Below are 15722 nucleotides of genomic sequence, written 5' to 3'. Positions count from 1 at the left end.
GTTCCCAAGGGCTCAAAAGTCTATTATCACGTTACGAAACTTTGCGTCATCAATCTTAATTGAACCGCCGTATACCGAACGGTACGTACGGTGGTGTGAGAGGTCGGGAGTTAATCACTCCCTCCTACTCGATTGTACTGATAGCGTGTCAGTGCAAATTGACTTTGAAAAAGAGACCTAAACGCAAATGTGTGCGTGATACATTTTATAAAAGTAATGGATTGCGCGTGCTTATATAAAACAATGATATTATCAATTATCGTGTAAACAAAATCAGATAATGACTCGCGGCCGACTATATCCGATAAGGCTTGATGATCAACGTGGCTAGCTTGCTGCATCTCTTTGGTGATTAAAAAATGTTGAGCATTATCAACAAATACTGGACTAACGCGTTTCCTCACTTCCCAGTTCGAAGATTTATAAACAGCGCTTCATCACAACATGATGCCAAATTGTTTTCGATTAAGCATGTGTAAAGCTGGCTGATATGTTTGACGTTAAAGAATGATAGGTAGTCTACTTAACGCAAAATTTGGTTAGGAAGAAAGAATACCCTTAAAGTCAATAGGAAATAAGCGCGAGTCATAAGCTGTGAAAAAGTGAAGAGTTATATTCTCACATCTCTGACCTCGGAAGTTACTTTGCTTTCTACTTTTATTACAGAAAGATTTCTTTTGGAGTGCAATATTACACGAAACTTCAGATTTGTCACAAAATTTCTTTATTTATTCTCGAATGTAACAGAGTTGTCTAGGCCTTAAGATCTCACTAGAAATATACTGAAAAAGTAACGCACGGCAAAAATGGAGGGCTTTGTCGACTTTTTTTACGAAATATAAAACGAGACTCCCTAGCGCTTCTGCTAGTAAGGTCCCTTGTTTTCATCTTTTCCCTTTGAAAAACTAGGACTCCGGGAACACTTTTCAATTATGACAAAGGATAGTTTTTCCATTGGGATTTGTCACATGATTGTTATCCGCTTATTTTTTTACTTTGTTATTGTTGTAGATGCAGACGGGACATTGATAAATGATTCGCCGGAGAGCATCATTTCGGACGAACCTGTCTTGCCTTCAAGGAGGTAGATGTACATAGCAACTTAATAGAATGCATGGTGAATGTACGGTTAGAGTAATTGAAATTTTAATTTTTAAAAATCGAAGGGAGTTTGATGGTATTGGTTAAGGAAATAAAAAATCAAAACGAAAAAAACACGAACAAGAAATTGTTGCCGTTTGTAATGTCAACTTCAATGGTAACTGCTGCATTATTCGGAGTAGGAGCCGCGTCAGCTGACGAAAAGAGTGAGGATACACAATTTAAAAATCATGGTGAAGAAGTTTCATCTTATGCAACGAGCATTTCGGGTTCACCCGAAAAAGGAAAGATAATGCGCACCATTGCAAGTGAAAAGTGGCAAGAAAAAGCAAAAGACGAAACGGATGATCCTTTAGAGGAGGATGAATCAGATGACATTCCTGTAGATGGTGAAGTACCAACTGAAGATCCGGTCGATGAAGACGAAAACGCTGAACTTCCAATTGACGAAGAGGAAGCAGATGAGGATGCGATCGACGAAAACGCTGAACTTCCAGTTGACGAAGAAGAAGTAGATGAAGATGCGATCGATGAAGATGAAAACGCTGAACTTCCAGTTGACGAAGAAGAAGTAGATGAAGATGCAACCGATGAAGACGAAAACGCTGAACTTCCAGTTGATGAAGAAGAAGTAGATGAAGATGCGATCGATGAAGATGAAAACGCTGAACTTCCAGTTGACGAAGAGGAAGCAGATGAGGATGCGATCGACGAAAACGCTGAACTTCCAGTTGACGAAGAAGAAGTAGATGAAGATGCAACCGATGAAGACGAAACGGAAATCGTAGAAGATTCATTAGAGGAAATAGAAGAGCCAGCTGACGAGAATATCATTGGGGATACGCCGTCAACTGACCAAATTACTGATGATACGATTATAACAGAAAATCTAGCGAATGAATATAGGTCTGTCATACAGAACTATAATAGTTTAATTGAATATTATGATTACCTCATCCAAGATCGTCTTGGTGGGATCTTGCCTCTTGAAGATGATATTGTAATCGAAGCACCTACTGAAGGCGACGACCTTGTGGCACTTCCCATTGTAGATGAAGATGTAGAGGATGAAACAACAGACGAGGGTAATGACACACCAGAAGTTCCTGTTGGGGATGAAGAAGTAGCTGAAGACGCGACAACTAGCGATGACACACCAGAAGTTCCTGTTGGGGATGAAGAAGTAGCTGAAGACGCGACAACTAGCGATGACACACCAGAAGTTTCTGCTGGGGACGAAGAAGTAGCTGAAGATGCGACAACTAGCGATGTCACTCAAGAAGTTCCAGCTGAGGACGAGGAACTAGCTGAAGATATGACTAATAGCGATGACGCTCCAGAAGTTCCTGCTGAGAATGATGAAGCAATTCAATCAACGGTTTGGGACAAGTTAGTCGGTTATTACCAGCAAGTAGTTATAGCTTACGATTCTTTATTTAGTTCATTAAAAAAATAAAAGACTTATAAAACACATGATTAGGCTACTTGACACCATATTTTATGGGTGTCAGGTAGCCTAATTTTGCTTGGATACATTCTTCTTTATAAAATATTTCGGTTAAAGTACTCACCAGAAGAAGAACAATCTAATGTTGTGTATTTTACCATACTTGGACAAGTACACCGTCCCGTTTTTCACACGTAGAGATAATCATGTTTTTGCACATGATTCATACCACACCGGGATCGGATTTAACCAATTTCCCCATTCCTGATAATTGGATTCTTTACGACTACCCTCAGGTAGTTTTTTAATAAGTTATAACTTTACTCTCGAGGAAACTCGTGTTCGTACGTTCGCCAATTTCTTATCGTATCGACTAACAAACAGGACATTTTTGAAGTTTGCAGACCGTTTTTTCTTTCTAGTAAGGTTGCGTTATGCCCCTTATGCACGATTGTGATATTATAGTTTAAGTCGTGTTTTTTATTGATTGTAATGAAAGGATGAAAAATAAATATGAGTAACAATGAGCTTACGAAAACCGTAGCTTTTCATACGCTAGGTTGTGGGGTAGTACACCTAAATATGATTGCGTCCGAACCCTGTGGCAACGTGGGTTAAGGCGCTTGGCAAAAACCACTTAAAACCACCATTTTAAGTGGTTTTTTCATTGTAATGATAGCGTGTCAGTGTAGATTGACCAGTTTTCACGACAAGCTGACGCTTCATTAATTCAGACAGTAGAGCGTAAATCCCGTGACGCGATAAGTTTGTTGTTTTTTGCAGAATAGCACGCGATGCAGGTCCATTTTCTTTTAAATATGTTAATACCGCATCTTCATATTTTCTAAACAGCATTCTAGTAGAAGCAACAGATTCACTTTTTAAAAGTGATTTATAAGCAAAAGTATGCGTGATACCATTTTTAAAAGTAATGGATTGCACACGCTTATCTAAAATCACAATGTTGTCGATTGCAGTATGCACGAAATCGGACAGCGCTTCTCGGCCAACCACATCTGATAATTCGCGATGGTCTACATGACGTGCTTGTTGCATCTCTTTAGTAATTAAAAAGTGTTGGGCATTATCGATGAACGCATCACTCATATTTTCTTCGCTTTTTTGTTGTAGTGCATTCAAATCAACTTCGATTTCTTCTAATCGCTCCTGAAGGTCGCGCTTTTTAAAGATGTAATCCTTCTGACTAATCCCTTCCTCGCCAAATAGATACAGGTCCTCTAAACGGGTTAAGGCTTTTCCGTACTTCGCAATTTCCTTCTGTAGCCGTTCGATCTCCAAGTTGGGTACGATATTATCGTTATCAGCAGCTAAAGAATATTCGTGACCAGGCATACCGTGGGTGAGCGCGAAATAAGTTTCTTTTAATGCATCATTGTCTATGCCCACCGCATCGATAAAAGAATTGCCCCGCAACAACGCCCGTTCCATGTCGCGAGTCGAATGTTTTGGCGTTATTCTTTCCTGTAATCTAATCAAGTTGGACATATAATTAAAAACGAATGGTCCGATGATGATATCGCTCACGTAGTTGCTGCACCTCTTGGATCTTCCTGCTGTCACACAAGTGTAGCGCGACGGGCGATACCCGTCCTTGCGTGCTGAATCTAATCCAGACGTGAGCAAAGCGTTGCATTTTCCGCAATAAAGCATTTTAGAAAAGATATGTTTATGGATATCTGCACGTTGTACATCAGTTAATCCTCTATAGTTGTCAGATAGTAGCTGATTAACACGCTTAAATTGCTCTTTTGATACAGTGATGGGGTGATTATTTTCAACTACGACCCATTCTTTTTCATCTTTCAAGCGTCTGCTGCCCTCACTTTCGCGCATGTTGTAGCGGTATGTGCCGATATAAAAAGGATTGCGAAGGATGTCGCGTACAGTCTTCGCGGTCCACTGACCACCTCGTTTCGTCTTAACGCCTTCCTCATTTAATCGATAAGCGACTTTTAGGGTAGAACGTAATTGCTCATATAGGTTATAAACGTATTGTACGACTTTGGCCTCCTCTGGATCAGCCACCGGAAACTTTTCTTCCTCTGACCAAACAAAGCCGATCGGCACAGTTGCACCGTTCCACAACCCTTTTTCGGCGCGTGATAACATAATCGCGAATACGCGCTCTGCCGTTATTTTACGTTCGAGTTCCGCGAATACCAAAATAATTTTTAACATTGCTTCTCCCATGGCTGTCGATGTATCAAATTGCTCATTTTTCGAGACAAAAGTTATTTTATAATCTTTCAGTTCCTCATACATCTCCGAAAAGTCTTTGAGGTTGCGAGAAATCCTGTCAATTTTGAGAACGATCATATGCGTAAATTCACCGGCGCGTATACGCCTCATCATCTTTTGATATTCAGGTCTGTCCGTATTTTTAGCGGAGTAACCAGCATCTTCAAATATTTCAAAGTCCTCTATACCTAGCGCGTATTTTGCATAATTTTTGAGTTCTTGGCGCTGGAATGGCAAAGAATCTTTGTCGATTTGGTGCAGGGTACTTACGCGGACATATAACGCTGCTTTTTTCAATGTCATTTCAAATTCCCCTTTAACAATGTCTATGTTTTTGAACGCCACCCCATTGCTTGAAAAAGAAGGCGATGTTTTGGGTTTTGCATTGATCACGGATACTTAGCACCCATTCATCTTTCATTGGCCTAGCTTTTGGTCCTAATTCCCGACCAACGTTTTGTTTGACCTTTAATATTCTTCTTATACAAATCTATCCATTTCTCGAAGTACTCAGCAAATGGTTCTTCTTTGAAGTTAGCTACAATCCCTATACGTAAATTCGTTTCAACCTCCGCTGCTGCGACTTGTGCTTCTTTTTTTGTCCGAAAACCTCCTTTTCTGATTGGATCGCCCTTATTACTGACCGTGTACAGCCACGTTTTTCCCCGTTTTTGAAATGATGCCATTATTACACTATCCCTTTAATTAAAATATTTTATAATCTATCCAAATAACAAACTTCCTGATTCAGTAACCACTTTTCCAACCTTGCATCTGCAAAAGTATGTTCAACATTGAATAGGGTTGCAATGAGTCCAACTGCTTCGCATCTAAGTCTTGGTAATTCTAAATGATTCAACATGAAGGTTGGAATGCAGAAATGGAATGCAAATTGTTTTGCTTGCCATTCCTGATACTCCCGGAATGGCTTATGCATTGACCACTGATATCCTTCATGACCCAAGATATGGGCCAATTCATGAGCAAAGTCTTGCCAAATTTTCTGTTTGGACTGGTTTTTATTTAAAAATATTCGATAAATTCCTCCCATATTATTTGCTTCACTTGATTCATCAAAAAAATAGGTTTTTATTTTAAACAGGTTAGAAAAGTCTTCGATAAGATCCGAATGATAAATCTGGGACGGTTTTAAAATATTTAGGGAACGATAAATCAAAAAAACCTTTTCATCCAAAGAGGATAGATTTGAACTTTTCAAATTTAATTCGCCACCTTTTCCACGAATAGGGAATATATGTTCGTTAGATGTCTATAATAATACCCTATCCCGGTAAAAAAGATAGGGTTACTAACTCACATTTTAAAAGGTGTTTCATTTGTCCTCGTTTTTAATAATTTCCCACATTTTTCGCAATTTTCGTAAGTCTTTTTCATCAGAGTTAGGTAATTCTGAGTACCACCGTTTTAATTCAGGATCTGAAATAACTTTTTGAAATTCTTCTTCATCTGAATCTTCATTTTCTATGTGACCAGCAGCAATCATTAAATTTAGATGTGAGGTCTTTAAAGGGCCGGCTAACTTTTTAAGTATTTCAGGAGATGGTGTTTCTCTCTTCCCATTTTCTAATTGTGATAGATAAGAATTGGAGACACCAGAATACAACTCAAGCTGGCGTATGCTTAAGTTTCTTTGATTTCTTAATTCTCTTATATAAATTCCGAATTCTTCTGCTTTCATTTGTGATCACCTAATCTTATTATAATCAAAATTTCTTAACAATGCATAGAATAAAACTTTAAAGTGCTTGCAAAAGGAATCAACTGATGTTAATCTGATTACAATAGCAAGCGTTGAGGGGGGGATGAGCGGATGAGTAAAAGGATTATTGAGATAAAAAGTATCGAAAGTTTTAAAGAATTAATTATAATAAGTGGCTACAGTCAAAGAAGTTTAGGACGTGCAATAGGGATATCAGAGTCTTATGCGAATCAAATAGTCAATGGCATTAGAAACCCAGGCCCTGGAGTTGCTAGAAGAATCACAAATGAATTAAATGTTCATTTCCACGATATTTTTTTAATTAGAGTGCTTGCAAAAGTGAGCGCAGAGTAATAAATTTTACTGAGAACCTAAATTGAAGATACAGGAGGGTGATTCAAAATGGTGCAACAACTTTCAGTCAATCTTACAATCCCAATTCCACAAGATTCCGTATTAATCAGAAAAGTGGAACTTGAAGAATTAAGAAAACTAGAATTAAGTGGCGTGTATTGGAACATGAAAAAGTTAGAACATCGTACAGGCAAAAAACACGAATGGTTAAAAGAAAATATACTCTTTCGAAAAGAGCTTGATAGCGAGAATGGCGGCTATGATTATTATCCAAAAGGAAAAGGTCAGACCTGGTCATTTCAAGCATCAAAGATGGCAGTTTTTCTTGATAAGAACTTCCACAGATTTTTTAGGTGACCGGTAGGGTTATTTAATCAATGACGGATATGAAAGTTTTTAGGGGACCTATGCAGCCCATAACAGAAGTATGGGATCAAGTAAACAGGTTAAATACAGTTTGAGAATGTTGTGTTGATAACAATTGCTTTCAAGTGTATTACGAAAACGGCGACTAATGATATTAAACAAAGAACCCAATAAGGGCGGGAAGGGTGGGGAAACTGATGAAGCAGGAAGAGTTTCAAAAGATCTGGAAAGCATTGTCTAAATATGGAATCCATACAGAAGAAGAACTGAATACGGCGATTAAACAGATGAAGCCCCTCAATATTGGATGCATGGTTTCACCAGTAAAGAAGTCCGAAAATGAAAAAACTGTGATGGTAAAGTGAATCTTTTTTAACGAGGGGGAGGGCACAACATTTGACAGCGGCGGTAGTAAGACTAGAACAGGCACAATAGGGACGAATCGCTCAATTAGTGGATTAATAGAAGGGAGATGGGTAGAAATGGCTTACTTTGTAGTTCAGGTTCGTAGCGGAGCGGAAATTGAAGTGAAAGAAATGTTGAATACTGTTTTGAATAGAGTAGGCGATTCAATGGTTAAAGCTATCTATGCAATGGAAACATTCACTGAAATTATTCGTGAGGACAATACTGCTGTTGATCTATCGGAATTAAATTCAGACGATATATCTGAACACTTGTATGTAAAAAGAATCCAAGCAGCCTTAAACAATCTTCGTATCGCTTGCGACAAACTGAAAGAATACAATGATGCCAATTCTCTTGTCTTGCTTGAAACGTACAAAGACAGCATCCGTGAACTCTCCAAAGACTTGAGGGAAGTTCGAAAGAATACGAAGAAAATAAGTAGCGTAATTAGCGGGTATATTTTAGTAGAGTTAAATGTAGATTTTTATTACTTCCCAGATAATTTGTGGCATTTAGTAAAATCCGTGCCTAACGTAACTGGAATTCCAAGTAAGTACAATGTTCCACAAGAAGAAGTCGATGCTTTCTTCCAACAAGTTGATATTACACCAGAAGTGGAAATGCAATTTGAAGAACTTCTTTCAAGTGATGAGGTTGTTGAAATAAGAAATGAAATTCTACATGAAGCGAATAAAGTAGTTGGTACTGTTGAAGAAAAAGTATTACTCGAAAAAATTGATGTTATTGCTACTAAAGTCGTTGAATCTGTAAACGAAATGAAAAATGACATTGTTTCCTCCAACCCAATTATGAGAAACGTAGAACGATGTAAAGCGTTTATTCGTCGTAAACGTCAGACAGTAGTGATGCCTAAAGATATATTTTTGAATCTATACAACGATATTGAGGTACAAAGCTTTTTCCCAGCCCAAAGCTCTTTTGAATTTCTTAAACGTTTTAGATCCATATTTTGTAGACATGACAATATGGTGAGTATGGAATGAATGAATTCATCGGAAAAATTGTAAGGATTCTTTATAGAAATGAGGATTTTCTAATTGCTAAATTGCAAACGGATAATGAAGAACTCACAATTAAAGGGAGCATTTACGGGGTAAATAAAGGTGAAGAAGTAAAGGTTCGCGGGGCTTGGGAAAATCACGCGAAGTTTGGGAAACAGCTTGCGATAGAGTTTTGGGAAAGGCCAATTCCTCAAACAAAAGATCAAGTTATTGCATTCCTTGCATCATCCCTTGTAAAAGGTTGCGGGCCAAAGCAAGCAATCGTGATTGCTGAAAAGTTGGGTGAAGATGCTTTGACGATAATAACACAACACGGCGAGTCAAGCTTACAAGGTATTAAAGGAATTGGGAAGAAACGGGCTAGTAACATTGTAGAAAGCGTCAGGTCTACGTTTGAGGTACAGAAAATCATTGCGGAATTACTTGTGTTCGGAATATCGGCTAGTATGGCGATGCGGTTGTATAAAGAATATGAGTCTAATACAGTAGCGATTGTTACAAAAAATCCATACAAGCTAACAGAATTAAATCTGATAGGATTCTTAAAGGCTGATGAAATTGCTCAAAAGATGGGCATATCGCCTTTATCAGGATACCGCATTGATGCTTGTGTGAACTATGTTTTGAAAGAAACGTGCTTCAGTTCCGGCCACTGCTATGTCATGGAAGAAGAGCTACTTGCAGAAGCTGCCCGTGCGTTAAATCATAATACGCTCGAAGAAAACAAAGTCTCGATGGATGAATTAGCACAAAGTATTTACCGTTTAGAAGAGAAACATATCGTTATTGAAGATAATTGCGTTTACCCAAATTTTTTATTCACATATGAAGACAGGTTAGCTCGGAAACTTTCAGAAATGAGGGGTTCTCGGGAAGGCGTAGCATTGCCTTCGTTAGATAAACAGATAACCAAATATCAAAAGAAGCAGGGAATCATCCTAGCTGAGAAGCAACGTGATGCGATTAGGCAGTTATTTGAAGAACAGATGTTAATACTCACCGGTGGTCCCGGAACAGGAAAAACAACCGTTATACGTGCCATGCTCGATATGTACAAAGCAATGCATCCAGAAAACATTATTTGTTTAGCTGCCCCAACTGGCAAGGCAAGTAGGCAATTATCAGAGGTGGCTGGACATGACGCATCTACAATCCATAGGCTGATTGGGTACCAACAAGGAGAAATTCCTACCTACAATTGGCAAGATAAACTTCCTTGCGATTTGTTAGTCGTTGATGAAATGTCGATGGTAGATGTTCAGTTAGCTAGTTTACTGATGGATGCACTTGAAAAGGATACGAAAATTCTTTTTGTGGGTGACACGGATCAATTACCATCGGTTAGTCCAGGGAACGTTCTAAGTGACATGATTCAATCAGGATTACCAACTGTGGCTCTTACGGAAGTATTTAGACAAGCACAAGAAAGCCAAATCATAAGTAATGCCCATAGAGTTAATCAAGGTAAATCACTTCTTATCGATAGCGATAAAGGTGATTTTTATTTTATTAATCAAGAAGATCCAAAACGAATCACAGACTATATTGTTAGAAGTGCTTTACGTTTTCAAGAATTAGGTTATTCCTTATCGGATATTTTGATATTAAGTCCGATGAAAAAAGGACCTGTTGGAACGATTACATTGAATGACCAGTTAAGAGATACTTTAAACCCTGCAAATTTGACCAAAAATGAGTGGAGGATAGGCAAAAAGCTATTCCGACTCGGTGATAAAGTCATTCAGATTAAAAATAATCAATCTAAAGGTGTTTTTAACGGTGATATTGGTGTAATTACTAAAATTTCAAAAGAAGTAAATGAAGATAATGAAACCGTTGAAAAAATGACATGTGATTTTATGGGAATAAAAGTATCATACGAAAAAAGTGAAACCAAAGAATTAGAATTAGGTTATGCCATCACTATTCACAAGTCACAAGGTGGTGAAGCACCTATCGTCATCATCCCAGCTACCACAAGCCATTATGTTATGTTGGCTCGTAATTTAATGTACACGGGCATAACTAGGGCAAAAGAAAAGATTGTGTTAATCGGTACACAAAAAGCGATGGAGATTGCTATTGGAAATAATAAACTAACCGACAGAAACAGCGGCTTATCAGATCGTATCACCTCATATACCGAATATAACAACCGATTCAGTAGGGACAATGCAAGCGGTGGGGGGGGGTGATATAGAAATGGACATGCGTGACGCTTTAGAAACGGCAGAAAAGCACGCTAGACTTCGAGATGGTGAAAATCTAGTGGATGTAGCTGCTGTTGCAATAGAAGAACAGAAAGCAAATGAGCAAGGTTACGCCCTTTACAAGTTGAAAGATAAAAATAAGGCATTGTTTGTTCAAGTAATTCAAGAAAACCTAGATGTGCTTGTCAGGAAAGAATTCCTGACGAATGCAGAGTTAGGTTTTCTTTTTTCTTTGATGCCATTGGTCCAATTGCATTCAAATGGAATTACCGATAGAGGAACCGGACAATTTATGACTGTATCAGAAATTGCAAAGTATCTAAATCGTGATCGAACAGGAATCAGTGCAACAATCCAAAGCTTGCTTGTAAAAGGGATATTATTTGAACTGGTGGATTCACAGGAGATTAAGGAACATAAAAGAAGCGTTACTCGTAGACCATTATTTATGAATCCCGAAATTATTTATGCTGGAGATCGGAACAGAATAAATGCTACATTATCAAAGTTAGTTATCGAATTTGACAAACTGGAAAGAAAAAAGGTGTTGCTTTCCTGGAAGTTATGGATAAAAAACGGCGAAGAGTTCGGGAGGTTGTATAGCAGAAAAAGTTATTTGGAATTCAAAAAACTGAAATGAATTAGCAAGGTGTGGAGAAAATACCACAGCCATTATTGCTGATTTATATAGGTTTTCAACACTTCTTTTAGAGGGTGTCGAAAAAATTCTACACCCTAAATACGTGTATTGAAGGGGTTAGTATGAAAAGGGGGTGTCGAAATATATCGACACATGTGTAGACAAATCTCTATAGTTAAAAACGTATAAAAACGTTGTCGTGAAAGGATTTTTAGGGGATTTCAATATGTCGCCTTATCTCACTCTCTTATATACGGCTGCCGTACTAGAATTTTCCCCTGTATCTTATGCGGAAAGTTTTGATGGAAAAGTAGTTGAAATTTAAAGCGAATGATACTTCATTGTGTTTTATAAAAAACTGCAAACCAGATTATTTTTGCAATAGATTTGGAAATAGAAACCGGAACGAATTAAAACCTGGGCTGGAAAAAAGGGAGGGATAGCGATGTCTGCTCTTTCAGCTCTTCAATTATTCAGCCCATGTTTTAACCTGTTCAACGCCATGATCTAAATTAAGTATAGTCAATAAATGAATGAGCCGTAACCACTTTTTGTACCTGTCAAAAGCAATCGAAATATTTTTGGTTGTTATTTAGAGGAACAAAATAATTAATTGGAAGGAAGGAGATATAAATTGGGACATGAAGAAATGAAGGAAACAAACGATAATTTAGAATCGACTTTTGATTAATGGAATGGTCCACACACGCTTTATCGGGAATGGTTGCTGGATACACAGTTACAGGAGGTGATTGGCGGGGAGCAGTCGTTGGAGGAATTGCAGGTGTGCTACCGGATCTTGATGAACCAAAATCTAAGTTTGGGAAGTTGTTCTTCTTCATATCTATACCACTACATTCTATATTTGGTCATCGGAGTTTTACACACTCCTTGCTATTTTCATTATTAGCAGGGATTTTTATATATCCGTTTACAGAATGGTGGGTGGCTTTGTCAGTGAGTGCAGGGATACTTGCACATATTGCTGGAGACATGCTAACCGGAAAAGTGAAGTTCTTCTATCCGTCTGCTAGATCAGTCGGGATTGCAATTCCGTCATTCAGCTTTACGTGGATAGACAGAATAACAAGACTGTTGCTTGTCTTAACTATCGGTTGGGTTGTACTTACAAAAGTAATTTGAATTTATAGGAGGTCAAAAATTGGAAAATGTTGCAGTGGATTTAGGTTATGGCTACGTCAAAGCGATTTCGTCATCGGGAAAGCGTGTGATTTTCCCCTCGTTGGTCGGGAAAGGATACGACAGGGGAATCACAAATATCCTTGGGGATACACCAAATGACTTAGCAAATATACATGTTGCAATTAAAGATGAAGATTATTTTGTGGGGGAGCTAGCAAATGAATCCCGATCTTTATCTCGTATCTTTGAACGTGAACGTTTTAATCATATGTACACACACATTCTACTTAATACGGCTATTCAGCTTGTCACAGACGGAAGAGGTGGTTCTGTAAATCTGTCAACGGGACTTCCGCTAGATTTCTACCAAGCACAGGCGAAGGATTTTCAAACCTCTATTACAGGGATTCAATCCCATATTGAATGGAAATCGGGTCCACTAGTGGAGGGCGCTAAACAAGTAAATATTGAACGTGCCTTAGTATTTCCACAAGGTGCTTCAGCTATCTTTTCAGCATTAATTAATCACGATGGGAAATATACCTATCTTCATCTAATGAACCAAGGTACGCTTATTGGATTGGTTGATATCGGATTCAGGACAACGGATTTTGTTGTAGTAGAAATTCAGAAAAATGGGTCATTTGTTCCGAAGGCAAAATTATCTGGAACGGTGGATGACGGTGTAAACAATCTGTACAGAGATATACGTCAAGCCTATAAAACAAAAACGGGTGGTGCGGATTTAAGTGAACATTACATTTCCCGAATATTAAAAGACGAACAATTGACTTACAAAGGAAATAAAATTGATTTCAGTAAAATCATTCAGTCGAGTAAGAAGTCCATTGCCACTAATATTGTTGACCGATTAAAAAATGTGTGGGCTGAAGAATCAGATCTATTTGATGCGATATTCTTGGCCGGAGGTGGCGGTGAACTATTTGAGCCGTTCATCCAGCCACATTTTGATAATCGATTGTTGAAGATTACTGAAAGTCAGTTTGCAAATACAATCGGTTATTTAAGATTAGGAAAATCCGTATTTGATCAATTAGAGCGTCGAAATTCAGTGGTTTGATATGAACGTTAATTGGGAGAAACGATTTAGCTTTCGTTTGCAAGAAGAGGATAAAGAAATTTATAACTTACTTCTACAAGTACCGGAAAATAAGCGAAGTGAAACAATTCGTCAGATGCTAAGATTCGCCTATCGAACGATGTTAGATGGAAAGAAAACACAACAAGATATTCAAGGGATTGTAGCTGAAATAAGGTCATTAAAAGAAAACCAGGAGTTGAAACATCAGGAGCTGCTAAAGAAAATAGGAAATGGTGTTGCAATTAGAAATGAAGAAATATACAAATCTAACGACGATAAAATGAATGAACAAGCGATTGACGATAGCGCAAGTGCGATGCTATCGTCTTTTGGTGTTAATTTTGATTAATTAAAGGGAGGTGTTGAAATGGTTAGGACAAAGGAAGAGCTACGTAAAAGCAAAAAGCAAAAATTCTTGAAAGTATGCGAAACGCTTCGAGTATGTGACTCCTGTGAATTTAGAGGTCTCGTTATGACAGGAGATAGCTCCACCATCAAGAAACGTGTTGAATTCTTATGTGGAGGTTGTCCAAATTACAAAACAATGCGAAGCATCGGTGACGAGCTTTGGAATACTGATACGAACATAGAAGCGATTCTCGAAAAGAAACAAGAAATTACGATTCAGGAAATATTAATACTGCTCGAAGAAGGCGTAACGAAAAAGAAAATTAGAGAGGCTTTAGGGGTTCATTCAGTTATTGAATTTAGGGAGTTCATATTAACGATTGCTAATAAATAATAGGGGGCATTTCAAAATGAAATTAGTGGAAGATACCGTAAAAAGTTACCGTAAAGCAGATAGTACAATAAAACGGCTTTTAAAGGAAATGGATGAACTAATGGATAACATCAATATTTTCAGTCTGGATTCGGAAGATGTGCAAAGGTATTTCACATTGTATAAAGCCAAATTGGGACTCGAAGAAGCATATAAGTCAATTGTTGATTTAAGTAAGGAAATCCAGCTCGAAGGCTATTTACGTAAAAATGAGCGGGGGCGGTACGAATTAAACAGTTTTGAGTTAACAAGTGGCGGATTGCTTGATGTTTGGCGAGATGACCCGGAAATGAAGGATGGGGGTTATTATGTTCCCAGCAGGATTGAACACCGTGGGACGGATTATTACTGCGTTGACATGCCCGATGCGAAGTTAGAAGGATTGAAAGCGCGGTACAGGGTTTTACAATAATGTTTAATTTTCTATTAAAGGAGTGATTTCGTGTTACTGAATTTAGAGGAAACCTATAGAACTGTGATACTAAAAGAGATGTTAGAAAATGAATTAGAAGAATTGGAAACAGCTTATAAGAGCCCGACGGAAGAAAAGACTGTAAGTAAAGCAACAATCCGTAAAACGGTAAAACATCTTTTCATATGGGTACCGATTTTCATGGTGCTTGTTAATTATATTCGTAATGGTGTTGATCTTTTTATTTTCATCTACACACCGGTTTTTCTGTTCTATACAGCAGTCTACACTGCGATAATCGTTCTGTTTATTTACGCCTATAACTTTATTGTTAGGAAATATAACAAATCCAGAGCAGGAGTAAATGAAGCATCACTTTTCTTTGAACAAAATAAAGCGGCACTTCAAAAAAATATAAAGACGGTTGAAGATGCGTTGATGACTAAATCCACTTTAATTCCTTTGTATCATTCAAAAGAGAAGTTGGGAAAAATGATTGAGTATATGAAAAAAGGGCGAGCAAGAACAGATGAAGATGCTATCTATCTATTTGAAAAGGAACATCCTAGACATAACCAGCCAGGTCCTACCCGGCGAAAAAAACGTTCTATTAATAGGGAAGGAATAGCAAAGAAAGTGAGCCGTTTTGGTCGTTTCATAAGTATGATACTCTTTGCTTCATTAGTAGCAAAGAGTCTTAATAGATCAAGTTCTCTTAGAAGATAAGCTATCTATCCATATTAATGGAGGGTTGGTT

General features: G+C 37.9%; 18 protein-coding genes. 13 read left to right on the top strand and 5 right to left on the bottom strand.

The genetic code is table 11. The features are described 5' to 3' along the window. The first annotated feature begins 1180 nt into the window (after nt 1-1180). Nucleotides 1181-2557: a midas domain-containing protein gene (locus CSV67_RS03995; protein WP_143560679.1), complete on the top strand. Its 1377-nt coding sequence runs from the start codon at nt 1181-1183 to the stop codon at nt 2555-2557. 642 nt (nt 2558-3199) lie between these two features. Here CSV67_RS03995 and CSV67_RS03990 read toward each other — a convergent pair. The 5 genes from CSV67_RS03990 to CSV67_RS03970 all read right to left on the bottom strand — a co-directional run bounded on the left by CSV67_RS03990 (nt 3200) and on the right by CSV67_RS03970 (nt 6506). After that, nucleotides 3200-5110: a recombinase family protein gene (locus tag CSV67_RS03990; RefSeq protein ID WP_099630330.1), complete on the bottom strand. Its 1911-nt coding sequence runs from the start codon at nt 5108-5110 to the stop codon at nt 3200-3202. Nucleotides 5111-5123: 13 nt separating this feature from the next. Then, nucleotides 5124-5228, bottom strand: a complete 105-nt coding sequence (locus CSV67_RS03985; protein ID WP_099630329.1) for a DUF5131 family protein — start codon at nt 5226-5228, stop codon at nt 5124-5126. A gap of 4 nt (nt 5229-5232) precedes the next feature. Beyond that, complete coding sequence (locus tag CSV67_RS03980; RefSeq protein WP_099630328.1) at nt 5233-5493, bottom strand: Arm DNA-binding domain-containing protein; 261 nt, start codon at nt 5491-5493, stop codon at nt 5233-5235. A gap of 29 nt (nt 5494-5522) precedes the next feature. Beyond that, nucleotides 5523-6026 carry an ImmA/IrrE family metallo-endopeptidase gene (locus tag CSV67_RS03975; protein ID WP_099630327.1) on the bottom strand — a complete coding sequence of 168 codons (504 nt, stop codon included), beginning with the start codon at nt 6024-6026 and terminating at the stop codon, nt 5523-5525. A gap of 114 nt (nt 6027-6140) precedes the next feature. Further along, nucleotides 6141-6506, bottom strand: coding sequence for a helix-turn-helix domain-containing protein (locus CSV67_RS03970; RefSeq protein ID WP_099630326.1), 366 nt, complete (start codon nt 6504-6506; stop codon nt 6141-6143). 132 nt (nt 6507-6638) lie between these two features. Here CSV67_RS03970 and CSV67_RS03965 point away from each other — a divergent pair, with 132 nt between their 5' ends. The 12 genes from CSV67_RS03965 to CSV67_RS03915 all read left to right on the top strand — a co-directional run bounded on the left by CSV67_RS03965 (nt 6639) and on the right by CSV67_RS03915 (nt 15691). Next, entirely contained in the window at nt 6639-6881 is a 243-nt protein-coding gene (locus CSV67_RS03965) for a helix-turn-helix domain-containing protein (protein ID WP_099630325.1), read from the top strand. 48 nt (nt 6882-6929) lie between these two features. Then, nucleotides 6930-7238, top strand: coding sequence for a DUF771 domain-containing protein (locus CSV67_RS03960; RefSeq protein WP_099630324.1), 309 nt, complete (start codon nt 6930-6932; stop codon nt 7236-7238). A 206-nt stretch (nt 7239-7444) separates the two neighbouring features. Next, entirely contained in the window at nt 7445-7612 is a 168-nt protein-coding gene (locus tag CSV67_RS16630) for a hypothetical protein (protein ID WP_158232882.1), read from the top strand. 117 nt (nt 7613-7729) lie between these two features. After that, nucleotides 7730-8659, top strand: a complete 930-nt coding sequence (locus CSV67_RS03955; RefSeq protein ID WP_099630323.1) for a transcription termination/antitermination NusG family protein — start codon at nt 7730-7732, stop codon at nt 8657-8659. Continuing rightward, the gene (recD2, locus tag CSV67_RS03950; RefSeq protein ID WP_099630322.1) at nt 8656-10872 is read left to right on the top strand and encodes an SF1B family DNA helicase RecD2; all 2217 of its coding nucleotides are present in this window, start codon (nt 8656-8658) and stop codon (nt 10870-10872) included. Before CSV67_RS03955 ends, recD2 begins: the two co-directional genes overlap by 4 nt. 7 nt (nt 10873-10879) lie before the next feature. Continuing rightward, nucleotides 10880-11527 (top strand): MarR family transcriptional regulator, encoded by a 648-nt coding sequence (locus CSV67_RS03945; RefSeq protein WP_099630321.1) that lies wholly within the window; start codon nt 10880-10882, stop codon nt 11525-11527. 690 nt (nt 11528-12217) lie between these two features. Beyond that, nucleotides 12218-12670 (top strand): metal-dependent hydrolase, encoded by a 453-nt coding sequence (locus CSV67_RS03940; protein WP_099630320.1) that lies wholly within the window; start codon nt 12218-12220, stop codon nt 12668-12670. A 19-nt stretch (nt 12671-12689) separates the two neighbouring features. Next, nucleotides 12690-13751, top strand: coding sequence for a ParM/StbA family protein (locus CSV67_RS03935; protein WP_099630319.1), 1062 nt, complete (start codon nt 12690-12692; stop codon nt 13749-13751). A 1-nt stretch (nt 13752) separates the two neighbouring features. Next, a complete protein-coding gene (locus CSV67_RS03930; protein WP_099630318.1) occupies nt 13753-14121 on the top strand; it encodes a hypothetical protein in 369 nt (122 codons plus the stop codon). Between the two features lie 18 nt (nt 14122-14139). Further along, nucleotides 14140-14514 (top strand): hypothetical protein, encoded by a 375-nt coding sequence (locus CSV67_RS03925; protein WP_099630317.1) that lies wholly within the window; start codon nt 14140-14142, stop codon nt 14512-14514. 16 nt (nt 14515-14530) lie between these two features. After that, on the top strand, nt 14531-14965 hold the full coding sequence (locus tag CSV67_RS03920) for a DUF5348 domain-containing protein (RefSeq protein WP_099630316.1): 435 nt from the start codon (nt 14531-14533) through the stop codon (nt 14963-14965). A 30-nt stretch (nt 14966-14995) separates the two neighbouring features. Further along, entirely contained in the window at nt 14996-15691 is a 696-nt protein-coding gene (locus CSV67_RS03915; RefSeq protein WP_099630315.1) for a hypothetical protein, read from the top strand. Nucleotides 15692-15722: the final 31 nt, after the last annotated feature.

It is taken from the genome of Sporosarcina sp. P2, assembly GCF_002743255.1.
Taxonomy (GTDB): Bacteria; Bacillota; Bacilli; order Bacillales_A; family Planococcaceae; genus Sporosarcina.
Note: the sequence above shows the minus strand (reverse complement) of the source record. Positions and strands in the feature narration are given on the sequence as shown.

Coding starts and splice junctions, on each gene's coding strand:
- CSV67_RS03925 (WP_099630317.1), top strand. CDS start 14,140: ATGGTTAGGACAAAGGAAGAGCTACGTAAAAGCAAAAAGCAAAAATTC.
- CSV67_RS03930 (WP_099630318.1), top strand. CDS start 13,753: ATGAACGTTAATTGGGAGAAACGATTTAGCTTTCGTTTGCAAGAAGAG.
- CSV67_RS03960 (WP_099630324.1), top strand. CDS start 6,930: ATGGTGCAACAACTTTCAGTCAATCTTACAATCCCAATTCCACAAGAT.
- CSV67_RS03985 (WP_099630329.1), bottom strand. CDS start 5,228: ATGAAAGATGAATGGGTGCTAAGTATCCGTGATCAATGCAAAACCCAA.
- CSV67_RS03990 (WP_099630330.1), bottom strand. CDS start 5,110: ATGACATTGAAAAAAGCAGCGTTATATGTCCGCGTAAGTACCCTGCAC.
- CSV67_RS03940 (WP_099630320.1), top strand. CDS start 12,218: ATGGAATGGTCCACACACGCTTTATCGGGAATGGTTGCTGGATACACA.
- CSV67_RS03945 (WP_099630321.1), top strand. CDS start 10,880: ATGGACATGCGTGACGCTTTAGAAACGGCAGAAAAGCACGCTAGACTT.
- CSV67_RS03970 (WP_099630326.1), bottom strand. CDS start 6,506: ATGAAAGCAGAAGAATTCGGAATTTATATAAGAGAATTAAGAAATCAA.
- recD2 (WP_099630322.1), top strand. CDS start 8,656: ATGAATGAATTCATCGGAAAAATTGTAAGGATTCTTTATAGAAATGAG.
- CSV67_RS16630 (WP_158232882.1), top strand. CDS start 7,445: ATGAAGCAGGAAGAGTTTCAAAAGATCTGGAAAGCATTGTCTAAATAT.
- CSV67_RS03920 (WP_099630316.1), top strand. CDS start 14,531: ATGAAATTAGTGGAAGATACCGTAAAAAGTTACCGTAAAGCAGATAGT.
- CSV67_RS03955 (WP_099630323.1), top strand. CDS start 7,730: ATGGCTTACTTTGTAGTTCAGGTTCGTAGCGGAGCGGAAATTGAAGTG.
- CSV67_RS03965 (WP_099630325.1), top strand. CDS start 6,639: ATGAGTAAAAGGATTATTGAGATAAAAAGTATCGAAAGTTTTAAAGAA.
- CSV67_RS03980 (WP_099630328.1), bottom strand. CDS start 5,493: ATGGCATCATTTCAAAAACGGGGAAAAACGTGGCTGTACACGGTCAGT.